Origin of the sequence: Rhodanobacter terrae, from assembly GCF_042657005.1 — a bacterium.
Classification (GTDB): Bacteria; Pseudomonadota; Gammaproteobacteria; order Xanthomonadales; family Rhodanobacteraceae; genus Rhodanobacter; species Rhodanobacter terrae.
In genome coordinates this window covers 142,785-162,169 of sequence record NZ_JBHSNG010000005.1, presented here as the reverse complement: position 1 = coordinate 162,169, position 19,385 = coordinate 142,785, and the positions used below count along the sequence as shown (strand labels likewise).

Genomic DNA, 19,385 nt, shown 5'->3' with positions numbered 1-19,385 from the left:
GAACCCGCATGCAACTGGATCTGAGTGGACGGCATGCACTGGTCTGCGGCGCCTCGCAAGGCATCGGTCGCGCCAGCGCGATCGAACTGGCCGAACTGGGTGCCAGCGTCACCTTGCTCGCGCGTTCGGCCGGCGCGCTCAAGACCGTCGCCGAAAGCCTGCCGCATAAACATGCCGGACAGCGACACGGCTGGCGCAGCGTCGACATGCTGGACACCGCCAGCCTGCAGGCGACCGCCAGCGAGATCGCCGCCGGCGAAGCGGTGCACATCCTGATCAACAACAGTGGCGGACCGCCGGGGGGGCCGGCATATGCCGCCACGCCGGCCGCATTCGAAACCGCATTCCGTCAGCACCTGCTGGCCGGCCAGACGCTGTTGCAGGCGCTGCTGCCCGGGATGCGCGCCAGCGGCTACGGCCGCATCGTCAACGTGATTTCCACTTCGGTGAAAGAACCCATCGCGGGGCTGGGCGTTTCCAACACTGTGCGCGCCGCCGTCGCGGGCTGGGCCAAGACGCTATCGGGCGAACTGGCTGCCGACGGCATCACGGTCAACAACGTGTTGCCCGGCTATACCCGAACCGGTCGCCTCGATGGATTGCTGACTGCGAAGGCCGCAGCCTGCGGTCGAGCCGAGGAAGAAATCGCGCAGGATCTGATTGCCACGATCCCGGCCCGTCGGTTCGGCGAGGCCGGCGAAGTCGCGGCGGTGATCGCGTTCCTGTGCACACCCGCTGCCGCCTACGTCAACGGCGTCAGCATCGCGGTGGATGGCGGCCGCACGCGCGCCTTGAGTTGAGCCGATCGGCACCATCCAGTGCATTTGCGGCCCGCTGGTTTTAAGCTTGTGCAGATGCCTACCGTGCGCCTAGCCAATCTGATCGACGGTCGCCTGCAGGCGCCACACCTTGACGCATGGCTGGAGGTGCATGAGCCGGCCACCGCCGAGGTGTTCGCGCACTGCCCGGATTCCGGCCCGATCGATGTCGACGCCGCTGTCGCGGCCGCCACCCGCGCCGCCACCGGCTGGGCGAATACCCCGATCGAACAACGTGCGCATCTGCTGCAGCGACTGGCCGACCTGATCGAGGCGCGGCTGGAAGAGTTCGCGGCGCTGGAATCGCGCGACAACGGCAAGCCGTCGAGCCTCGCGCGCCGGCTCGACATCCCGCGCGCGATCAGCAACCTGCGTTATTTCGCGGCGGCGATCATGAGCTGGGGCAGCGAGTCGCACGCCATGGAAACCGGCGCGGCAGGGACCGGCGCGATCAATTACACCTTGCGCCAGCCGCTCGGCGTAGTCGGCTGCATCAGCCCATGGAATCTGCCGCTGTACCTGTTCACCTGGAAAATCGCGCCCGCACTGGCCGCCGGCAATACGGTGGTAGCCAAACCGTCCGAAGTCACCCCCTGCACCGCGGCACTGCTGGGCGAGCTGAGCATCGAAGCCGGGTTTCCGCCGGGCGTGCTGAACATCGTGCTCGGCCGCGGCCCCAGCGTCGGCCAGGCGATCGTGGAGCATCCGGCGGTGCGGGCGATCTCCTTCACGGGAAGCACCGTCACCGGCACGCAGATCGCCCGAACCGCCGTGTCGCAGTTCAAGAAAGTGTCGCTGGAAATGGGCGGCAAGAATCCGGCGATCGTTTTCGCCGATGCCGACCTTTCCGAGGCGAACCTGGACACCATCGTGCGCTCGGGCTTCGCCAACCAGGGCGAGATCTGCCTGTGCGGTTCGCGCCTGCTGGTGCAGCGCTCGATCTACGAGACCTTCCGCGAACGCTATCTCGCGCGGGTGCGGGCGCTGCGCGTTGGCGATCCCCGGGACGCAGACAACGACCTCGGCGCGATGGTTTCGCAAGCGCATTACGACAAGGTGCTGGGCTGCATCGACCAGGCCCGCGCCGAAGGTGGCCGCGTGCTGTGCGGCGGCGGGCCGGTCCGCATGTCGGGCCGCTGCGCCGGTGGCTGGTTCATCGCGCCGACCGTGATCGAAGGCCTGCCGTCCACGGCACAGACCAACCAGCAGGAAATCTTCGGCCCGGTGGTCAGCTTGATTCCGTTCGAGGACGAGGCGGAGGCGCTGGCGATCGCCAACGACAGCAAGTATGGTCTCGCCGCCTCGTTGTGGACGCAGGACCTCTCCCGCGCCCACCGGCTCGCCGGCCGGCTCGAGTTCGGCATCGTGTGGATCAACTGCTGGCTGTTGCGCGACCTTCGCACGCCCTTCGGCGGCGCCAAGCAGTCGGGGCTCGGCCGCGAAGGCGGCGAGGAGGCATTGCACTTCTTCACCGAGCCGAAAAACATCTGCATCCGTTATTGATCGAGTTTGCCATCAGTCAAATCATGTTGATCAGACGTCTTTTGATCAAATCCGCGGCACAAACCCCATTGACGAGTACCCTGACTTGACCAGCCCCCTGCAAGACCTGCTAGACGGCAACCGCCGCTGGTCCGCTGCCAGGCACGCGGAAGATCCGCACTTCTTCGAGTATCTGGCGAAGCAGCAATCGCCGAAGTACCTGTGGATCGGGTGTTCCGACTCGCGCGTGCCGGCGACCCAGATCGTCGACCTGCCGCCCGGCGAGATCTTCGTGCAACGCAACGTGGCCAATGTGGTCGCACACAGCGATCTCAACTGCCTCAGCACGATCCAGTTCGCGGTGGACATCCTCAAGGTCGAGCACATCATCATCGTCGGTCATTACGGCTGCGGCGGCGTCCAGGCGGTGCTGGACGAACGCCGGCTCGGCCTGGTCGACAACTGGCTGCGACATGTCGGCGACGTGGCGGAAAAGCACTCCTCGATGCTGGCCGCACTGGATCTGATGCCGCTGCGCAATGCGCGCCTGTGCGAACTCAACGCCATCGAGCAGGTGACCAATACCTGCCGCACGACGATGGTGATGGATGCGTGGGAACGCGGCCAGAAACTCTCCGTGCACGCGTGGTGCTACAGCCTCGACAACGGCCATATGCACGACCTGAACATGCACGTCGATTCGCGTGCAGCGCTGCAGCCCGCTTACGAAAGTGCCTTGCAGCGCTTGCTGCGGCTACCGGCTGTGCCGCAGCGATGAACAGCATCATCCGCACCGACAAGGCACCCGCACCCGTCGGCGCCTACCCGCATGCGCGGCGCGTCGGCGATCTGCTGTTCCTGTCCGGTGTCGGCCCGCGCCAGCCCGGCAGCGATGCGATCCCCGGCAACGTGCACGACGCGGAAGGCCGGCTGGTCGGCTACGACATCGAGGCGCAATGCCGGCAGGTGTTCGCCAACGTGCGCGCCGTACTGGAAGCCAGCGGTGCCGCGTGGACCGATCTGGCCGACGTCACCGTGTTTCTGACCGACATGCAGCGCGACTTCGCCACCTACAACCGGTTGTACGCGGAATACTTCGCAGGCGTGGATGCCTGCCGTACCACGCTGGGCATCAGCGCCCTGCCGACGCCGATCGCGATCGAGCTGAAATGCATCGCGGTGCTGCCCGCGCGCTGAACACGCCGCACGGCAAACCGGCGCGGCGCGCACGAAGACCCCGCCGGTCTGCACCGGCGGGGTTTCGATTCACGCCGTCATCGGTCGGCTATCAACCGGCCGTGCTGGCTGCTGCCGGAGCAGCAGCCTTGTGGTGCTTGTGATGCTTCTTCGCGTGATGAGTCTTGGTGGCAGCCTTGGGAGTCATGGCCGAAGCGGGTTCGGCTGCCGTGGCAGCAGCCTTCGGAGCGGCCGTCTGGGCCAATACGGAACCGGAAAGCGCAACGCCAGCCACAAGCAGGGAAGCAATCAGAAGTTTACGCATCATGATGTTGAGCCTCGGAATTGGGGTATCGCGAGCCCGGCCGGAACCCGACAACACGGGTAGCGCGACGCCTCGACAATGCGGTGAAAACGGGTTACCCATGCTGAACGAGTTACCTGATTTCTTACGCGCCTGGTCGGCAGGATCTTGACTTTCGCCCAAACACGCCAAAAAACGCAAAAACCTGCGCTCATTTCAGGCAAACCCGCAGCATGCGGCCGATCAATTCCTGCACCGCCGGCGCTTTGGCCGTGTCGTATTCGAAACTCGCTTCGTCCATGTAGTTGAGCTGCGCCAGCTCCAGTTGCACCGCCTGCACGCGGGTGCCGGGCTCACCGTAGTGGCGGGTGATGTAACCGCCTTTGAAGCGGCCGTTGACGGCATAGTTGAAGCGCGACTGCGACTCCAGACAGTGTTGCAACTGCGTCTGCAACGCATCGTCGCAGCTCGCTCCGGCCGCCGTGCCCAGATTGAAATCCGGCAACCGTCCTTCGAACAGCATCGGTACGCGGCTGCGGATGGAATGACCTTCCCACAATATCGCCTGGCCATGTTCAGCGCACAGTCTCGCAAGTTCCTGTGTCAATGCCTGGTGATAAGGAAGCCAGAACTCGTTTATCCGCTGTTGTACTTCGGCACCGTCCGGCTCGCGACCATCCTGATACAGCGGATCGCCGTCGAAGCCTATCGTCGACACCAGACCGGTCTCGCGCTGCCCCGGATAGAGCGCATGTCCGTCGGCGGGACGATTGAGGTCGATCACGTAACGCGACGCCAGCGGCTTCAGCACGCTGGCACCCAGCGCCTGCGCCAGCGGCTCGTACAAACGTCCCACATGCCAGTCGGTATCCGGCGAACGGCGCGCCGCCGGCCGCATCCGTGCGGCAATGTCGTCGGGAATGAAGCTGCTGTCGTGCGGCAAGCTGATCAGCAGCGGCACGCGGCCGCGCTGCAAGATGAAGTTGGCCATGCGCTGCATTGTAATCAACCCATCAGCACGAGTTCTTCGGCCGAACTGGGATGGATCGCCACCGTCGCATCCAGATCGCGCTTGCGCACGCCGACTTTCAGCGCCACCGCGAAACCCTGCAGCATCTCATCGGTCCCCGGGCCCAGCACATGGATGCCGACAACGCGTTCGTCGCTGCCCACGCAGACCAGCTTCATCAGGCTCCGCCCATGCGCCCCGGTCAATGCCCATTGCATCGGCGTGAACCGAGTGCGGTAGACGGTGACCGCATCGCCGTAGTGTTCGCGGGCGGCCTGCTCGGTCAGTCCGACCATGCCCAGCGGCGGCTTGGAAAACACCACGCTGGGGATATTTTCATAATCCAGCTGCGCGCCGGGCTGACCGCCAAACAGCCGGTCAGCCAATCGCCGGCCGGCGGCAACGGCCACCGGCGTCAACGCCTTGCGTGCAGTAACGTCGCCGACCGCGTGGACGCCTTTCACCTTGGTATCCTGCCGCGCATCGGTCAGCACGTGGCCACCCTCGTCGGTTTCGACGCCGATCGAAGCCAGCCCGAGCGCCTCGCTGTTGGGCACGCGCCCGACCGCCCACAGCACCGCGTCATAGGGACCACGCGAACCGGCCGCCGCGTCATCGAGCCGGATGCCATCGGCCTCTCGATGTGCCGCCTGTACCGCACTCTGCGGATTGACCCGTATGCCTTGTGCCTCCATCAACTCCTGCAATGCCCGCACGAGTTCCGTATCGAAGCCTTCCAGCAGGCGTTCGTGTGCCAGTACCTCCACGTCGCTGCCCAGTGCCTGCAGCAAACCGGCAAATTCCACTGCCACGTAGCCACCGCCCACGATCGCCAAACGACGCGGCAACGACTGCAGCGTAAAGACATCGTCGGAAACCATGCCCAGCCCGAAACCGGGCAACGCCAACGTGCGCGGACGCGCGCCGGTGGCAACCACGATATGCGCCGCCTGCATCCGGCTACCGTCGGCCAGCTCTATCGTATCGGCCGCTATGAAACGGCCCGCCTGACGTATCAACTGCACGCCCTCGTCCTTGAGCCGGCGGGCATAACTTTGGTCGATGCCATCGACGTAGCGCAGTCGCACCTGACGGAAGCGCTCCCAGTCCAACGGGCCCGGTTCCGACGCAAAACCCACATCCAAGGCAAACTGTTGGGCCTGCGCCCACTGCGCGGCAAACCACAATGCCTTCTTCGGCACGCAGCCGCGATGCACGCAGGTACCGCCAAGTGCACCGGGTTCGAGCAACGCCACCCTGGCGCCATGCTGCGCGGCACGGAAGGCGGTAGCCAGACCAGCGGAGCCCGCGCCCAGCACGATCAGGTCATGACTTGCGATCATCGGTACGTCCTCGGGGATTCGCCCAAAGCTGCCCGACCGGCAGGCGATGCCGTCGTCGAACCGCTCGCTGCGATGCCAGGTACTTTATGGTGAATGCTCTGATGGAGAAATCTCCTACAACCCGAATCGGGCCGGCGCATAAGGTGCCGCATCGATGGGCGAGGCCCCGCCGCCCAGCATCGATGCGACCAGTTCGCCAGTCGCCGCCGACATGCTCACGCCGAGCATGCCGTGCGCGGTGGCCAGCAGCAGGTTCGACCAGCGCGCACAGGGACCGATGATAGGCACCTCGTCGACGCTCATCGGTCGCCAGCCCCACCACTCTTCCAGCAACTCGGGGCCTTCCGGTTCGTGCAGACCGCTGGCTGCGCCACGCCGCAGCGCGTCGAGCCGGGGCCGGTTGAGGCCCTCGGAGTAACCGGAAAACTCCATCGTGCTGCCCAGCCGATAGCCGCTGTTCCAGGTGGTGACGCAGACCGACGGCTCACGCAGCACCAGTGCACGGCGTGGTACGCGTACGGGGCGCGTGTAGGTCAGCGAATAACCCTTGCCCGGCTGCATCGGCAGCCGCAGCCCCAGCGTCCTGGCCAGCAGCGGGGACCAGGCGCCGAGTGCCATGACGACCCGGTCGCCCTCGAACACGCCACGGCTGCTGTGCACCAGGGTGATGCGGCCAGGGTCGGTGCTGAAACGTTCGATTCGCGCACCCGTCTCGATCACGCCGCCCAGTTCGACTACCCGCCGCGCCAGTTCGGCCGCGTAGCGGTCCGGCCGCAGCCGTGCATCGCCCGGATGCAGCAGGCCGCCGACCACGCCCGGTTTCAACGCCGGCTCCATCGCCTCGACCTGATCGCCACGCAGGCGCTGTACCTCGATGCCCAGCCGATCCAGCACCGCGAAGTGATCGCGCGCGTCGGCCGCCTGTCGCTGCGCTGTGCGATAGACGTACAGGTCGCCCTCTTCGACGAATTCGCAATCGAGCTGCTCGTCCCGCACCAGCCCGGCCAGCAGCAGACGCGAGCGCTGCAGGATCGCCGCGCGTGCGGTGGTGGCGCGGGCGAAGTCGCGCCAGTTGCAATGGCGCGCGAAGCCAAGCAGCCAGCGCAGCCGCGGCCCGTCGAAACGCGGATTGAGATACAGCGGTGCGTCCGCGCTGAGCATCGAGCGCAAGGCCACGCCGATGACCCCCGGCATCGCCAGCGGTGGCGCATGGCTCGGCGTGATCGTGCCGCAGTTGCCATGCGAGCTGCCGCAGCCAGGCGTGCCCTGCTCGAGCACCCGCACGCTGGCCCCCGCCTTCAGCAGGTACAGCGCACATGCCAGGCCGATGACACCGCCGCCGAGAATCAACACATCTGTTCGCGAAGCACTCATGCAGCGATTGTAAGGGCCGATTTGCCAGCACTGCCGGAACGGCCGAACGCAATCCGGCGTCATCGATCCGCCCATGAAGGGCAGCGGGCGGATCGAGAGTCACTACCCATCCAACCTCAGCTGCGGCCCGACAGGGGCAGCGGCACAACCCGGGCAGTTGCATTGCACATGCAGCCGCACTGGCGGACATGCCAGTTGATTCGCCTAGTTTCTCACAACTTCCTTCCAACCCATTGATTTGATAACCTCAGCTCGACTCATGCCGAGGCCGCCCCATGTATTCGGATCCGCTGTCCCGATTCCGTTCCACACGATGTCCACGGCGTTTCACCCGGTTGGCACTGTTGGCCGTCGCGATCCTGCTGCTGGCCGCCTGTGCCAGCACCCCCCATCGACGCGAATCCACCTACAAGCCGTCGCATTCGGCGCTGGCCGACCTGCCGGCGTTGGCGCCATCGGCGGCCAGCGCCGGCGAGGCGAATGACATCCTGTTCCGCGCGATCGCCCTGGTCGGCACTCCATATCGCTGGGGCGGCAATACCCCCGCTGGCGGCTTCGACTGCAGCGGCCTGATCGACTACATCTATCGCACCGCCGCCCGCATCGAGCTGCCTCGCACTTCGCACGAGATGGCTGCCATGGACGGCCGGAAGGTGCACCGTATGACCCAGCTGGCCAGTGGGGACCTGGTGTTCTTCGACATCGGCGGCGCGATCAGCCACGTCGGCGTGTACGTCGGCAAGGGCCGTTTCGTGCACGCGCCGAACAGCGGCGGCACGGTGCGGCTGGACGACATCGACGGGCCTTACTGGGGCGGCCATTTTGCGTACGGCAAGCGATTGCTGGATTGAGGTACCGGGCGAGATTGGCCCCTCATCCCGACCTTGTCCCCGGACGGAAGAACGGCCAAACGAACGACGGCGCCGTGGGCGCCGTCGAGGTTTTACTTCACTGAAAAGGACTTTCAATGCGCATCGGCGCCCGGCGCATGCGCGTGGCCGTGCTGGATTTCTTCTTCGGTGGCATCGCGCACTTCGCCGAGGGCCACGTCGAAATGCAAGGTCTTGCCGGCCATCGGGTGGTTCAGGTCCACATCGATCGCGCTCATGCCGACCTTGTGCACCGTCACGGCGCGCTGGCCGCCGTCCTTCAGCTTCAGCACGGTGACCATGCCCGGCTTGAGCCGGTTGGCGTTCGGAAAATATTTCTTCGACATGCGCTGGACCTGGCCTTCCTGGCGCTCGCCGTAACCGTCGGCGGCGGCCACGTCCACCGACAGCGTATCGCCGGCCTCGTGGCCTTCCAGCGCCGTCTCCAGACCGGGAATCAGCTGGCCGTGGCCCAGCAGGATCCACAGTTGCTCGTCGTGGTCGTGCGAGCTCTCAACCTTTTCACCGTCCACCGTCAGCGTGTAGTGGATCGCGATGACCTTGTCCTTGCCAGCCTTCATTGCGTGTCTCGTCGATGGGATCAAACGACGGATTCTACCAGCAGCGGACAGGCCGCCGGCGTCGGCCTCACGACTCCGCGTGACCGAAACCCACCCCGCGCGCCTCCGGCCCGAACCACAGCAGCACTGCCAGCAACAAGGCCACCAGCACCATCCACAGCGACATCGCGAACGCGAAATCACCACCATGCCGCTGGGCCAGCCAGGTCTGCGCCGTAGCGGTGACCGCTGCCAGCAGGTTGCCCATCTGATAGGCGAACCCAGGCAAGGTGCCGCGCACTGCGGCCGGCGACAACTCGTTCAGATGGGTCGGCACCACGCCCCAGGCACCTTGCACCATCACCTGGATCAGGAACGCGCCAAGGCCCAGCAGGATCAGCGAGCCGCCATACATCCACAGCGGAATCACCGGTATCGCCAGCAACGCGGCGATCATCATCGCCTTGCGCCGCCCGATCCGTTCCGACACCGCGCCGAAATAAAGACCGCCGGCCAGGGCGCCGAGATTCAGCATCGCCACCAGCATGAAGGCCGTTGCCGAGCCGGTGGGCAAGTGCAGGTTGGTTTCCTCGAAGGTGTGGTACATGTCCTGCGAGCCGTGGCTGAACATGTTGAACGCCATCATCAACAGCATCAGATAGACGGCCAGCTTCCATTGCCCGCGCATGGCCTCGCGCAGCCCAGGGCGTTTCGACGCCCGCTGTCCCTCTTGCCATACCGTCGACTCGGGCACCTTGCGCCGGATGTACAGCACCAGCAGGGCCGGAGCCGCGCCGACCACGAACAGCCCGCGCCAACCGATGTGGTCGACCAGCAGCCAGTTCGCCAGCGCCGCGAGGAAGAAGCCGCACGGATAGCCGCTCTGCAGCAGACCGGAAACCGCACCGCGGGCCTTCGCCGGTATCGACTCCATCGCCAGCGACGCACCGATGCCCCATTCACCGCCCATCGCCACGCCGAACAGGAAACGCAGCACCAGCAGCATCGTTAGCGACGTCGAGAAAGCCGTGGCCAGTTCGAACCCCGAGAACAGAATCACATCGAGCATCAGGATGGGCCGCCTCCCGAACCGGTCGGCCAGCCGTCCGAACAGCAACGCACCCAGCGGCCGCGCGGCCAGGGTCAGGAACAACGCGTAGGTGATCTGCGCCGTACCCACCTCGAACTCCTCCGACACCGTGACGATGACGAAGGTCAGCAGGAAGTAGTCGAACGCATCCAGCGTCCAGCCGAGGAAACTTGCCAGCACGGTGCGTCGCTGGGTGGCATCGAGTTCGCGCAGGGGCGCAAGCAACGGCATCGGGAGCTCCTCGGACGGCGGATGGCCGCTATCGTATGCTGGGTATGATCGAAATGCGCGGCAGCGACGCATGGCACGCGCGCGCTCGATGACCTAGGCTGCAGGCCGACCAAGGGATGCCCTAAATGGATCGCCGCACCCGACATCGCATCGTCAGCCTGTATGACAGTCACCTGCAGCGCTGCTACATCCGAAGCAAACTGGCCAGCGATCCGGTCTATGCGGCCACCGCGGCGCTGATTGCCGGCAGTCCGCTGCCCTTGCTCGACATCGGCTGCGGCATCGGCCTGCTCGGACAGTACCTGCACGCGCAGGGACATCGGCAGCCGTACCTCGGACTCGATCACGACTCGCGCAAGATCGCTGCTGGACGGATGGCCGTACGGCGTGCGGGAGTCGACGCGGTGATGAGCCTGCAGCATGCCGACGTGGCCGATCTTCCGCCGATGCACGGTAACGTCGCCCTGCTCGACGTGCTGCACTATCTGCCTGCCGAACGTCAGCCCGCGCTGTTGCGGGCGGCCATTCGTCATCTGGCACCGCAAGGCTGCCTGATCATCCGCAATGTGTTGCGCGAACCGAACTGGCGTTTCCACGCCACCCGGATCGAGGAGTTTTTTCTGCGCGTGTCCGGCTGGATTCCCGGTGGAGCGCAGCACTATCCGGTGGCTGGTGAACTACGTGCGCCCTTGGAAAATGCCGGGCTCGAGGCGCGCATCGAACCACTGCGTGGCTGGACCCCGTTCAACAGTTACCTGATCGTGGCGCGCCGGCGTGACTGAGCGGCTCCACCGTTCCATTCAGTTTGCCGGCCATCGCGCAGGCACGATGCCCATGGATAGGCTATACTCGCCGGCGCAGTCGCTCTGACTGCTGCGGCATACGCCGCCCTCTTCCCCCAAGTCCGCAACACGGTATGAACACTCCGGGTTGCTCAGGAGTGTTACATGTCTTTCGATTCGCTGGGCCTTGCGCCCGCGTTGCTGCGTGCGCTTGCCGATTACGGCTATACCCAGCCCACCCCGATCCAGACCGCCGCGATTCCGCCGGCACTGGCAGGCCACGACCTGCTCGCCGCTGCCCAGACCGGCACCGGCAAGACCGCCGCGTTCGCGCTGCCGCTGCTGCAGAAACTGTCCACCAGCGGCCAGACCATGACCCGTCGCCCGCGCGCGCTGATACTGACCCCGACACGCGAACTGGCCGCCCAGGTACATGAAAACCTGCGCGATTACGGCAAGCACATGCAGGTCAGCGCCACCACCATTTTCGGCGGCGTCAGCATGGGCCCGCAGATCAACGCACTGCGTCGCGGCGTCGACATCGTCATCGCCACCCCGGGTCGGCTGATCGATCACATGCAGCAGCGCACACTCGATCTGTCAGCCGTGGAAACGCTGATCCTCGATGAAGCGGACCGCATGCTGGACATGGGCTTCCTGCCGGCACTGAAGCGCATCCTGCAGTCGGTGCCGAAGAAGCGCCAGACGCTGCTGTTCTCCGCCACGTTTGCACCTGCGATCAAGACGCTGGCGATGGAGTTCATGCACAACCCGAAAGAGATCTCGGTTTCGGCGCCGAACACCGTCACCACCCTGGTCAGCCATCAGGTGCACCCGGTCGATGCCTCGCGCAAGCGTGATTTGCTGCTGCACCTGCTGTCGGCTGACAGCCGCCGGCAGTCGCTGGTGTTCAGCCGCACCAAGCACGGCGCCGACAAGCTGGTGACGTTCCTAAACGCCTCCGGCCTGCGCACCGCCGCGATCCACGGCAACAAGAGCCAGAACGCCCGCACCCGCGCACTCAGCGACTTCAAGAACGGCCGCGTCACCGTGCTGGTCGCCACCGATATCGCGGCCCGCGGCATCGATATCGAGCAGCTGCCGATCGTGATCAATTTCGATCTGCCCTCGGTCGCCGAAGACTATGTGCATCGCATCGGCCGCACCGGTCGCGCCGGCATGGAAGGCTTGGCGGTATCGCTGGTCAGCCACGACGAGTCCGGTCTCTTGCACGACATCCGCAAACTGCTGAAGCAGGACATTGCGATCACGCCGATCGCCAGCTACGAGCCCTCTGCACCACTGCGGCTGGATGCCGGTGCGCCGCGCCCGAAACAAGGTGGCGGTGGCGGTGGCGGCGGACAACGTCAATCGCGCGCGCCGCGTCAGGGCAAGCCCGCCGGTTCGGCCCGCCCGAATGGCTATGCGCCGCAAGGCCGTGGCGACCACGCCGCCGGCAACCAGCGCCGCCGCTCGAATCCGCGCCCTGCCGCCAAGGCCTGAATCCGCCACTTCCCTGTTTGGGAACGGCTCTTGTAGGAGCGGCTTCAGCCACGATGCCTTTCTCCGAGCCTGAAGAGCATCGCGGCCGAAGCCTCTCCTACATCAGGTCCAACGCCTCGGCGTGATGGCGCAGGTGGTCGTCGATAAAGCTGGCGATGAACCAGTAACTGTGGTCGTAACCGGGGTGCCGGCGCAGCAGCAACGCCTGCCCCGATTCCGCACAGGCCTGGTCGAACAGCTCGGGTTTCAGCTGGGCTTCGAGAAACTGGTCGGCCTCGCCCTGATCGATCAGGATCACGCCGGGAAAAGTCTGCCGGCGCACCAGCTCGCAGGCATCGTAGTCGGCCCAGGCTTTCGGGTCGGCACCGAGATAACGCGGCAACGCCTTCCTGCCCCATGGCACCTGGCTGGGCGCCACGATCGGCGCGAACGCCGACACCGAGCGGTAGCGTGCCGGATGCGCCAATGCGATCGTCAACGCGCCGTGGCCACCCATGGAATGGCCGCTGATGCCGCTGCGCTCGACATCCACCGGAAAGTGCGCGGCGATCGACGCCGGCAACTCGTCGGCCACGTAGCTGCGCATGCGGAAATGCATCGACCACGGCGCGGCGCTGGCGTCGACATAGAAGCCGGCGCCTTCGCCGAACTCCCAGTCGCCGGTGGCGCCGTCGATGCCGGTATGGCGCGGGCTGGTATCGGGCATCACCAGCACGAGGCCCAGCTCGGCCGCCAGCCGTTGCGCGCCGGCCTTGATCGTCGCCGTCTCCTCAGTGCAGGTCAGGCCGGCCAGGAAATACAACACCGGACACGCCCGCTGTGCGGCTTGCGGCGGCTGGTACACGGCAAAACGCATCGGGCCATCGCAGGCATCCGAATGGTGCCGGTAAAAGCCTTGTATGCCGCCATGCAGCTGCTGTTCGGAAATCGTCTCAAACATACTCATCGTCCTTACATCAACTATCCCGGCATATCCACACATCCACCATCCCGGCATATCCAAGCACCTGCCTCCACGTTCAGCCAATACTGCAACGCACAACGCCGCAGGCTGATAGAATGCACGACTTGCGCGTCGCATTCCCGATGCCGCTTTCAGTTTCGAGGTTCCCATGTCTTCCCCCGTTTCCGACAACGCCCCGGTTCCGTCCGGCTTTGGCGCACTCGCGCTGCACCCTGACGTTCTGCGCGTACTGGCCGATGTCGGCTATGAATCGCCGTCGCCGATCCAGGCCGCCACCATCCCACCCCTGCTGGAAGGCCGCGACGTGCTCGGCCAGGCGCAGACCGGCACCGGCAAGACCGCCGCGTTCGCGCTGCCGATCCTGTCGCGGATCAGCCCGCGCGCCGGCAAGCCGCAGGCGCTGGTGCTGGCGCCCACGCGCGAGCTGGCGATCCAGGTCGCCGAAGCGTTCCAGCGCTACGCCGCACACATTCCCGGTTTCCAGGTGCTGCCGATCTACGGCGGCCAGAGCTACGGCCCGCAGTTGCACTCGCTCAAGCGCGGCGTGCATGTCGTGGTCGGCACGCCCGGCCGTGTGATCGACCATATGGACAAGGGCACGCTGGATCTGTCCGAGTTGAAGTACCTGGTGCTCGACGAAGCCGACGAAATGCTGCGCATGGGCTTCATCGACGACGTCGAGAAGGTGTTGCAGGCGACGCCGCCCGAGCGTCAGGTCGCGCTGTTCTCGGCGACCATGCCGTCGGTGATCCGCAAGATCGCCCAGCGTCACCTGAAGGATCCGGTCGAAGTCACCATCAAGACTTCCACCAGCACCGCGCCGAACATCCGCCAGCGCTACTGGTTCGTCAGCGGCATGCACAAGCTCGATGCGATGACGCGCATCCTGGAAGCCGAGCCGTTCGACGCGATGATCATCTTCGCGCGCACCAAGCAGGCCACCGAGGAACTGGCCGGCAAGCTGCAGGCACGCGGCCTGGCCGCCGCCGCGATCAACGGCGACATCGCCCAGCCGCAGCGCGAGCGGGTGATCCAGCAGCTGAAGGACGGCAAGCTCGACATCCTGGTCGCCACCGACGTGGCCGCGCGCGGCCTCGACGTGGAGCGCATCAGCCACGTGCTGAACTACGACATCCCGTACGACACCGAGAGCTACGTGCACCGCATCGGCCGCACCGGCCGCGCCGGCCGCGCCGGCGACGCGATCCTGTTCGTCAGCCCGCGCGAGCGCGGCATGCTGGGCGCGATCGAGCGCGCCACCCGCCAGCCGATCGAACAGATGCAGCTGCCGTCGGTCGAGGTGGTCAACGACGTGCGCATCGGCAAGTTCAAGCAGCGCATCAGCGACATGCTGGCGCAGGGCGACCTGGGCCAGTTCCAGCAGCTGATCGAGCAGTACGAGCAGGAACACAACGTGCCGGCGGTCGAGATTGCCGCCGCACTCGCGCGCATCGCGCAAGGCGACCAGCCGCTGCTGCTGGCGCCGCCGCCGAAGCGCGAAAAATACGAGCCCGCCTCACGCGAACGCGTCGAGCGCGCGGCCCCGCGCGAACGCACGAGCAGCGAGCGACGCCCGCCCGGCGGCCGCGAAACCAGCGCAGCCAGCCATGCTCCGCGCGAATCCAGGCCGCATGAACAGCGGCCGCGCGAACATGCCTCTCGAGAGCATGCCGCGCACGAGCGTGCCGGACACGAGCAAGCACCGCCGCGCGACTTCGGCCATCGCCCGGTACGCGCGCACGCCACCGAGGAAGGCAAGCGCACCTACCGCATCGAGGTCGGCCACGAACACGGCGTGAAGCCGGGCAATATCGTGGGCGCGATCGCCAACGAGGCCGGGCTGGAAAGCCAGTTCATCGGCCGCCTCAGCATCCGCGACCACTACAGCCTGATCGACCTGCCCGAAGGCATGCCGGCGGAAGTGTTCGAACACCTCAAGAAAGTGTGGGTGGTGCAGCAGCAGTTGCGCATCCACGAGTGGGACGGCACCGACACCGGCACCAGCGCGCCGCCGGCGCACAAGCCCGGCGGCTTCAAGAAACCCGGCGGATTCAAGCCGCGGCCCGGCGGCGGCAAGCCGCCGCGGCGCAAGTAAGCGCGCCTGCCGCACCGCTCGCCTTCGAGGCGGCGGTGCGGCAGGCAGCGATGCGGCAACACATCGTTTCCGCCGGCAGCCTCTGCAAATCTCCGCCGCGCCCCCATCATGGAGGCGTCGATTTCAACGGAGCGATGCCCATGACCACTCTGCCCAGCCTGTACATCTCGCACGGTTCCCCGATGACCGCGCTGCACCCGGGCCTGACCGGCGCGCGGCTGGCCGAGCTGGCCGCCGTATTGCCGCGGCCCAAGGCGATCGTGATGGCGAGCGCGCACTGGTTGTCACGGAAGCCGCTGGTCGGCAGCGCGGCGGCTGCGGAAACCATCCACGACTTCGGCGGCTTTCCCGCAGCGCTTTACCAGCTGCGCTACCCGGCGCCCGGTTCGCCGGCGCTGGCCGAACGCATCGTGCAAATGCTGGACCAGGCGAAGCTAGCGCCTGGCGCCGATCCCGCGCGCGGGCTGGACCACGGTGCGTGGGTGCCGCTGCGCCTGCTGTATCCGGACGCCGACATTCCGGTGGTGCCGGTCTCGATACAGCCCGAGCTGGGCCCGGCCCATCATTACGCGCTGGGTCAGGCGCTGGCGCCATTGCGCGACGAAGGCGTGCTGGTGATCGGTTCCGGCAGCATCACCCACAACCTGCATGATCTCCGCGCCGGTTACAGCGACGAACGGCAGGCGCCGTATGTGAAGCCGTTCATCGACTGGATCGAGCAGAAGCTCGCCGCCGGCGGCATCGATGCGCTGCTCGACTACCGCCGCCAGGCCCCGTTCGCCGAACGCGCCCATCCCACCGACGAACACCTGCTGCCGCTGTTCGTGGCGCTGGGCGCCGCGGGTGCCAGCGCGCGGGCGCAACGGATCGACGCCGGGATAGACATGGGCCTGCTGGCGATGGACATCTACCGCTTCGACGGCCCGACCACCCCGCTCACTGCACGATGATCGTGCCGACCATCATCGGATGGATCGAGCAGTAGTAGGCATAGGTCCCCGGCTTGGAAAACGTCACGGCGTAGGAGTCGCCGGTATCCAGTCCCTTCGAGGAAGCGAACAGCGAACCGGCACTGGTGATCACGTGCGGCTCCTCGTCCCGGTTGGTCCACATCACACGGGTACCCGCCCGCACCGTCAGCGACTTGGGCGCGAAGGCGAAGTTGCGTATCTCGATCTGCTGCGCCTGCGCTTTCAAAGCTGCCGCGCTCGCTGCACCGGAGGGAGGCGACGCACTCATGGCGAGGCACAGCGATCCCAACAGCCACAGCGCACCGGGATGCCGGCGCATCGCGCGCTTGCGCGCAGAACCTTGTGCGAGAGCTTTCACGACAGCACCTCCTCAGTCACGGCAAGCACCTGCTTGCCCTGCACGTGGCGCACATCGCGGATGCCGAGATAGCGATGCAGCGCACCGGCCGCTACTTCCTTCATGGGACCTGGCCCGGGTCCGACGCCCGGTGCCGGCTGCGGATAGGCGGTCGAGCGCGCCGTGTAGAACGTGATGTTGCCCTCCACCTTCTGCTGGATCTGGTGGATATGGCCATTGAGCACACTGACCGAGCCGAACCGCCGCAAGAAGGACATCGCCTCGGCGCTGTCGTCCGTACCCCAGCCCCACGGCGGGTACAACGGCCACAGCGGCATGTGGGCAAACACCACCAGCGGCGTTTCGGCGGATAGCCCGGCGAGATCCTTTTTCAGCCAGGTCAGTTGTTCCGCTCCCAGCGAACCCAGCCCGCCGGCCTTGAGATCGAGCACGTTGATCAGACCGACGAAGTGCACGCCCCGATGATCGAAGCTGTACCAGCCGCCGGCGTGCTGGCGTTCGCCGAAGCGCCGGAAGAACTCGGCGCCGTTGTCGCCGATCACGTCGTGCTCGCCAGGCACGTAGAACACCTTGCGGGCGTGCGACTCCTGCATCACGCCGGCCAGTGTGTCGAATTGTTCGGGCTTGGACAGATGCGTGAGGTCGCCGGTATGCAGCAGAAAATCCGGACAGACAGCCTGCGCATTGACCAGCGCCACCGAGGCGCGCAGCGTACCCACCACATCCATGTTCGGCTCCTTGTGGAAACCGATGTGCGAATCGCTGATCTGCGCAAAGCTGAAGCTGGCATCCGTCGCGGCTGCCTTGGCGCCTTCATCCAGCGCGTGGGCGTGCAGCACGCCGCCCTTCATCAGCCAGAGCGTGCCGGCGCCGGCCCAGGCCATGCATTTGAGGAATTGGCGTCGGCCGCCGGTTTCGTTGTCGTGATTGTCTTGCATGATGAAACTCCGCAGGAGTGAAATGGTCGGAATGACCGATTCCGGGAATCGGGTGGCCGTCGATGCCCAAGCCACCCTTCACCCTGCATTACCGCTCGTCCGCATCCCCTATTCCCGCTTTTGCGCGTCGGGAATAAAGTCGAGTCGGCCGAGGTAATCCTTTTATGCCTGCCGATCTGCACGTCATCCCGCCAAGCCCGGACAGTGTCCGCAGCGCGCGCTTCGAGGCGCTGGTGCTGCCGTGCCTGGACGCGGCCTACAACCTCGCGCGCTGGCTCGCGCGCGACGATGCCGACGCGCAGGATGTGGTGCAGGAAGCGATGCTGCGGGCGCTGCGCTATTTCGACAGTTTCCATGGCGGCGACGCGCGGGTCTGGCTGCTCGCCATTGTGCGCAACAGCTTCTACACGCTGCGCACGAAGACGCCGCAGGGCAGCCTGCACCAGTCGCTGGACGAAGACACCCACGCGCTCGTCGATGAGGGCCCTTCCCCGGAGACCCTGACCTTGCTCGCGGTCGACGTCGGCACGCTGCAGCTGGCGCTGGAACGCCTGCCTTCTCCGCTGCGCGAAGTGCTGGTGCTGCGCGAGCTGGAAGAGTGTTCCTACAAGGAGATCGCCGCGATCACCGAACAGAAAATCGGCACGGTCATGTCCCGGCTCGCCCGCGCGCGCGAACGCCTGAAAGCCGAGCTGATCCACCATCCCAGAGAGGTACGCCGCCATGACGTGTGATGACGCCAGGCTGCTGGTGCACGCTTATCTCGACGACGAACTGGACGCCGCGCAGAGCGCCGCCATGATCAGGCACCTGCACGATTGCACCGCATGTGCGGCCAGCTATGACGTCTACGGCCGGCTGCGCAAGGCGCTGGCACAACCTGGGCTGTACCGTCGCGCACCGGATGCGCTGCGCGAACGCTGGAATCCCGCGCAACCCGCGGCGACCGCCGTCCTCGCGTCGCCCAGCCGCCGGCGCGCACCGCTCGCCTACGCGATGGCTGCCGGTTTTGCCGGGGCGCTGCTGCTCACCAGCCCGGCCTGGATCGCTGCCTTGAGGCAAGGCGGTGCGGGCGGCAATCCGATCGTGGCCGAGGCCATCTCCAGCCATATCCGTTCGCTGCAGGCACAACACCTGATGGACGTGGTGTCGACCGATCAGCACACGGTGAAACCGTGGTTCGAGGGCAAGCTCGATTTCTCGCCGCGGGTGGAGGATCTCGCCAGCGAAGGATTCCCGCTCATCGGCGGCCGTCTCGATGCGATAGCCGGACGCAGTGTCGCTGCCCTGATCTACAAACGGCACCTGCACGTGATCAACCTCTACCAGTGGCCGTCAGATGCATCGGCAACAGCGTCATCCGAAGAGCAGCGCCACGGTTACACCGTCATTCGCTGGGCGAACGGAGGCATGCATTACGTCGCCGTTTCCGACGTCAGCGCGGGCGACCTGAAACAGTTCGTGCTCGCCTTCCAGAACGATGCCGGCACGCCGACCGCGCACTCGCCGCCATAGCAG

At 66.0% G+C, this 19,385-nt stretch carries 20 protein-coding genes; 11 read left to right on the top strand and 9 right to left on the bottom strand.

Annotated features, from left to right (window positions below):
* Positions 1 to 8 precede the first annotated feature (8 nt).
* The 4 genes from ACFPPB_RS07070 to ACFPPB_RS07055 all read left to right on the top strand — a co-directional run bounded on the left by ACFPPB_RS07070 (position 9) and on the right by ACFPPB_RS07055 (position 3,497).
* Entirely contained in the window at positions 9 to 800 is a 792-nt protein-coding gene (locus ACFPPB_RS07070; RefSeq protein ID WP_377325762.1) for an SDR family oxidoreductase, read from the top strand.
* A 54-nt stretch (positions 801 to 854) separates the two neighbouring features.
* Complete coding sequence (locus tag ACFPPB_RS07065) at positions 855 to 2,321, top strand: aldehyde dehydrogenase (RefSeq protein WP_377325760.1); 1,467 nt, start codon at positions 855 to 857, stop codon at positions 2,319 to 2,321.
* Between the two features lie 85 nt (positions 2,322 to 2,406).
* Positions 2,407 to 3,078, top strand: coding sequence for a carbonate dehydratase (can, locus tag ACFPPB_RS07060; RefSeq protein ID WP_377325758.1), 672 nt, complete (start codon positions 2,407 to 2,409; stop codon positions 3,076 to 3,078).
* Positions 3,075 to 3,497: a RidA family protein gene (locus ACFPPB_RS07055; RefSeq protein WP_377325756.1), complete on the top strand. Its 423-nt coding sequence runs from the start codon at positions 3,075 to 3,077 to the stop codon at positions 3,495 to 3,497. Before can ends, ACFPPB_RS07055 begins: the two co-directional genes overlap by 4 nt.
* Before the next feature lie 91 nt (positions 3,498 to 3,588).
* Here ACFPPB_RS07055 and ACFPPB_RS07050 read toward each other — a convergent pair whose 3' ends face one another.
* The 4 genes from ACFPPB_RS07050 to ACFPPB_RS07035 form a co-directional block, all read right to left on the bottom strand.
* Positions 3,589 to 3,981, bottom strand: a complete 393-nt coding sequence (locus ACFPPB_RS07050; protein WP_377325754.1) for a hypothetical protein — start codon at positions 3,979 to 3,981, stop codon at positions 3,589 to 3,591.
* 10 nt (positions 3,982 to 3,991) lie between these two features.
* Entirely contained in the window at positions 3,992 to 4,771 is a 780-nt protein-coding gene (hutG, locus tag ACFPPB_RS07045; RefSeq protein WP_377325752.1) for an N-formylglutamate deformylase, read from the bottom strand.
* 14 nt (positions 4,772 to 4,785) lie between these two features.
* A complete protein-coding gene (gorA, locus tag ACFPPB_RS07040; RefSeq protein WP_377325750.1) occupies positions 4,786 to 6,132 on the bottom strand; it encodes a glutathione-disulfide reductase in 1,347 nt (448 codons plus the stop codon).
* Positions 6,133 to 6,246: 114 nt separating this feature from the next.
* A complete protein-coding gene (locus ACFPPB_RS07035) occupies positions 6,247 to 7,506 on the bottom strand; it encodes an NAD(P)/FAD-dependent oxidoreductase (RefSeq protein ID WP_377325748.1) in 1,260 nt (419 codons plus the stop codon).
* A gap of 275 nt (positions 7,507 to 7,781) precedes the next feature.
* Between ACFPPB_RS07035 and ACFPPB_RS07030 the strand changes: the two genes are divergently transcribed.
* Positions 7,782 to 8,357, top strand: a complete 576-nt coding sequence (locus ACFPPB_RS07030; protein WP_377325746.1) for a C40 family peptidase — start codon at positions 7,782 to 7,784, stop codon at positions 8,355 to 8,357.
* 113 nt (positions 8,358 to 8,470) lie between these two features.
* On the opposite strand, the gene ACFPPB_RS07025 is transcribed toward ACFPPB_RS07030, so the two are convergent.
* Together ACFPPB_RS07025 and ACFPPB_RS07020 are read right to left on the bottom strand one after the other, a co-directional pair.
* Positions 8,471 to 8,956 carry an FKBP-type peptidyl-prolyl cis-trans isomerase gene (locus ACFPPB_RS07025; RefSeq protein ID WP_377325744.1) on the bottom strand — a complete coding sequence of 162 codons (486 nt, stop codon included), beginning with the start codon at positions 8,954 to 8,956 and terminating at the stop codon, positions 8,471 to 8,473.
* Positions 8,957 to 9,023: 67 nt separating this feature from the next.
* Complete coding sequence (locus ACFPPB_RS07020) at positions 9,024 to 10,256, bottom strand: MFS transporter (protein WP_377325742.1); 1,233 nt, start codon at positions 10,254 to 10,256, stop codon at positions 9,024 to 9,026.
* Positions 10,257 to 10,381: 125 nt separating this feature from the next.
* Between ACFPPB_RS07020 and ACFPPB_RS07015 the strand changes: the two genes are divergently transcribed.
* The gene (locus tag ACFPPB_RS07015) at positions 10,382 to 11,038 is read left to right on the top strand and encodes a class I SAM-dependent methyltransferase (RefSeq protein ID WP_377325740.1); all 657 of its coding nucleotides are present in this window, start codon (positions 10,382 to 10,384) and stop codon (positions 11,036 to 11,038) included.
* 165 nt (positions 11,039 to 11,203) lie between these two features.
* Positions 11,204 to 12,541 (top strand): DEAD/DEAH box helicase, encoded by a 1,338-nt coding sequence (locus ACFPPB_RS07010; RefSeq protein ID WP_377325738.1) that lies wholly within the window; start codon positions 11,204 to 11,206, stop codon positions 12,539 to 12,541.
* A gap of 97 nt (positions 12,542 to 12,638) precedes the next feature.
* Here ACFPPB_RS07010 and fghA read toward each other — a convergent pair whose 3' ends face one another.
* Positions 12,639 to 13,487, bottom strand: a complete 849-nt coding sequence (gene fghA, locus ACFPPB_RS07005) for an S-formylglutathione hydrolase (protein WP_377325736.1) — start codon at positions 13,485 to 13,487, stop codon at positions 12,639 to 12,641.
* A gap of 166 nt (positions 13,488 to 13,653) precedes the next feature.
* Here fghA and ACFPPB_RS07000 point away from each other — a divergent pair, with 166 nt between their 5' ends.
* The gene (locus ACFPPB_RS07000) at positions 13,654 to 15,600 is read left to right on the top strand and encodes a DEAD/DEAH box helicase (protein WP_377325734.1); all 1,947 of its coding nucleotides are present in this window, start codon (positions 13,654 to 13,656) and stop codon (positions 15,598 to 15,600) included.
* Between the two features lie 140 nt (positions 15,601 to 15,740).
* Positions 15,741 to 16,550: a DODA-type extradiol aromatic ring-opening family dioxygenase gene (locus ACFPPB_RS06995; protein WP_377325732.1), complete on the top strand. Its 810-nt coding sequence runs from the start codon at positions 15,741 to 15,743 to the stop codon at positions 16,548 to 16,550.
* Here ACFPPB_RS06995 and ACFPPB_RS06990 read toward each other — a convergent pair.
* Positions 16,537 to 16,929 (bottom strand): cupredoxin domain-containing protein, encoded by a 393-nt coding sequence (locus ACFPPB_RS06990; RefSeq protein ID WP_377325730.1) that lies wholly within the window; start codon positions 16,927 to 16,929, stop codon positions 16,537 to 16,539. The two genes, ACFPPB_RS06995 and ACFPPB_RS06990, sit on opposite strands and share 14 nt — an antisense overlap.
* Positions 16,926 to 17,867 carry a metallophosphoesterase family protein gene (locus tag ACFPPB_RS06985; RefSeq protein ID WP_377325728.1) on the bottom strand — a complete coding sequence of 314 codons (942 nt, stop codon included), beginning with the start codon at positions 17,865 to 17,867 and terminating at the stop codon, positions 16,926 to 16,928. The genes ACFPPB_RS06990 and ACFPPB_RS06985 overlap by 4 nt, the downstream gene beginning before the upstream one ends.
* 164 nt (positions 17,868 to 18,031) lie before the next feature.
* Here ACFPPB_RS06985 and ACFPPB_RS06980 point away from each other — a divergent pair, with 164 nt between their 5' ends.
* Together ACFPPB_RS06980 and ACFPPB_RS06975 are read left to right on the top strand one after the other, a co-directional pair.
* Positions 18,032 to 18,601: a sigma-70 family RNA polymerase sigma factor gene (locus tag ACFPPB_RS06980; RefSeq protein WP_377325726.1), complete on the top strand. Its 570-nt coding sequence runs from the start codon at positions 18,032 to 18,034 to the stop codon at positions 18,599 to 18,601.
* Positions 18,591 to 19,382 carry an anti-sigma factor family protein gene (locus ACFPPB_RS06975; RefSeq protein WP_377325724.1) on the top strand — a complete coding sequence of 264 codons (792 nt, stop codon included), beginning with the start codon at positions 18,591 to 18,593 and terminating at the stop codon, positions 19,380 to 19,382. Before ACFPPB_RS06980 ends, ACFPPB_RS06975 begins: the two co-directional genes overlap by 11 nt.
* The last annotated feature ends 3 nt before the right edge of the window (positions 19,383 to 19,385 follow it).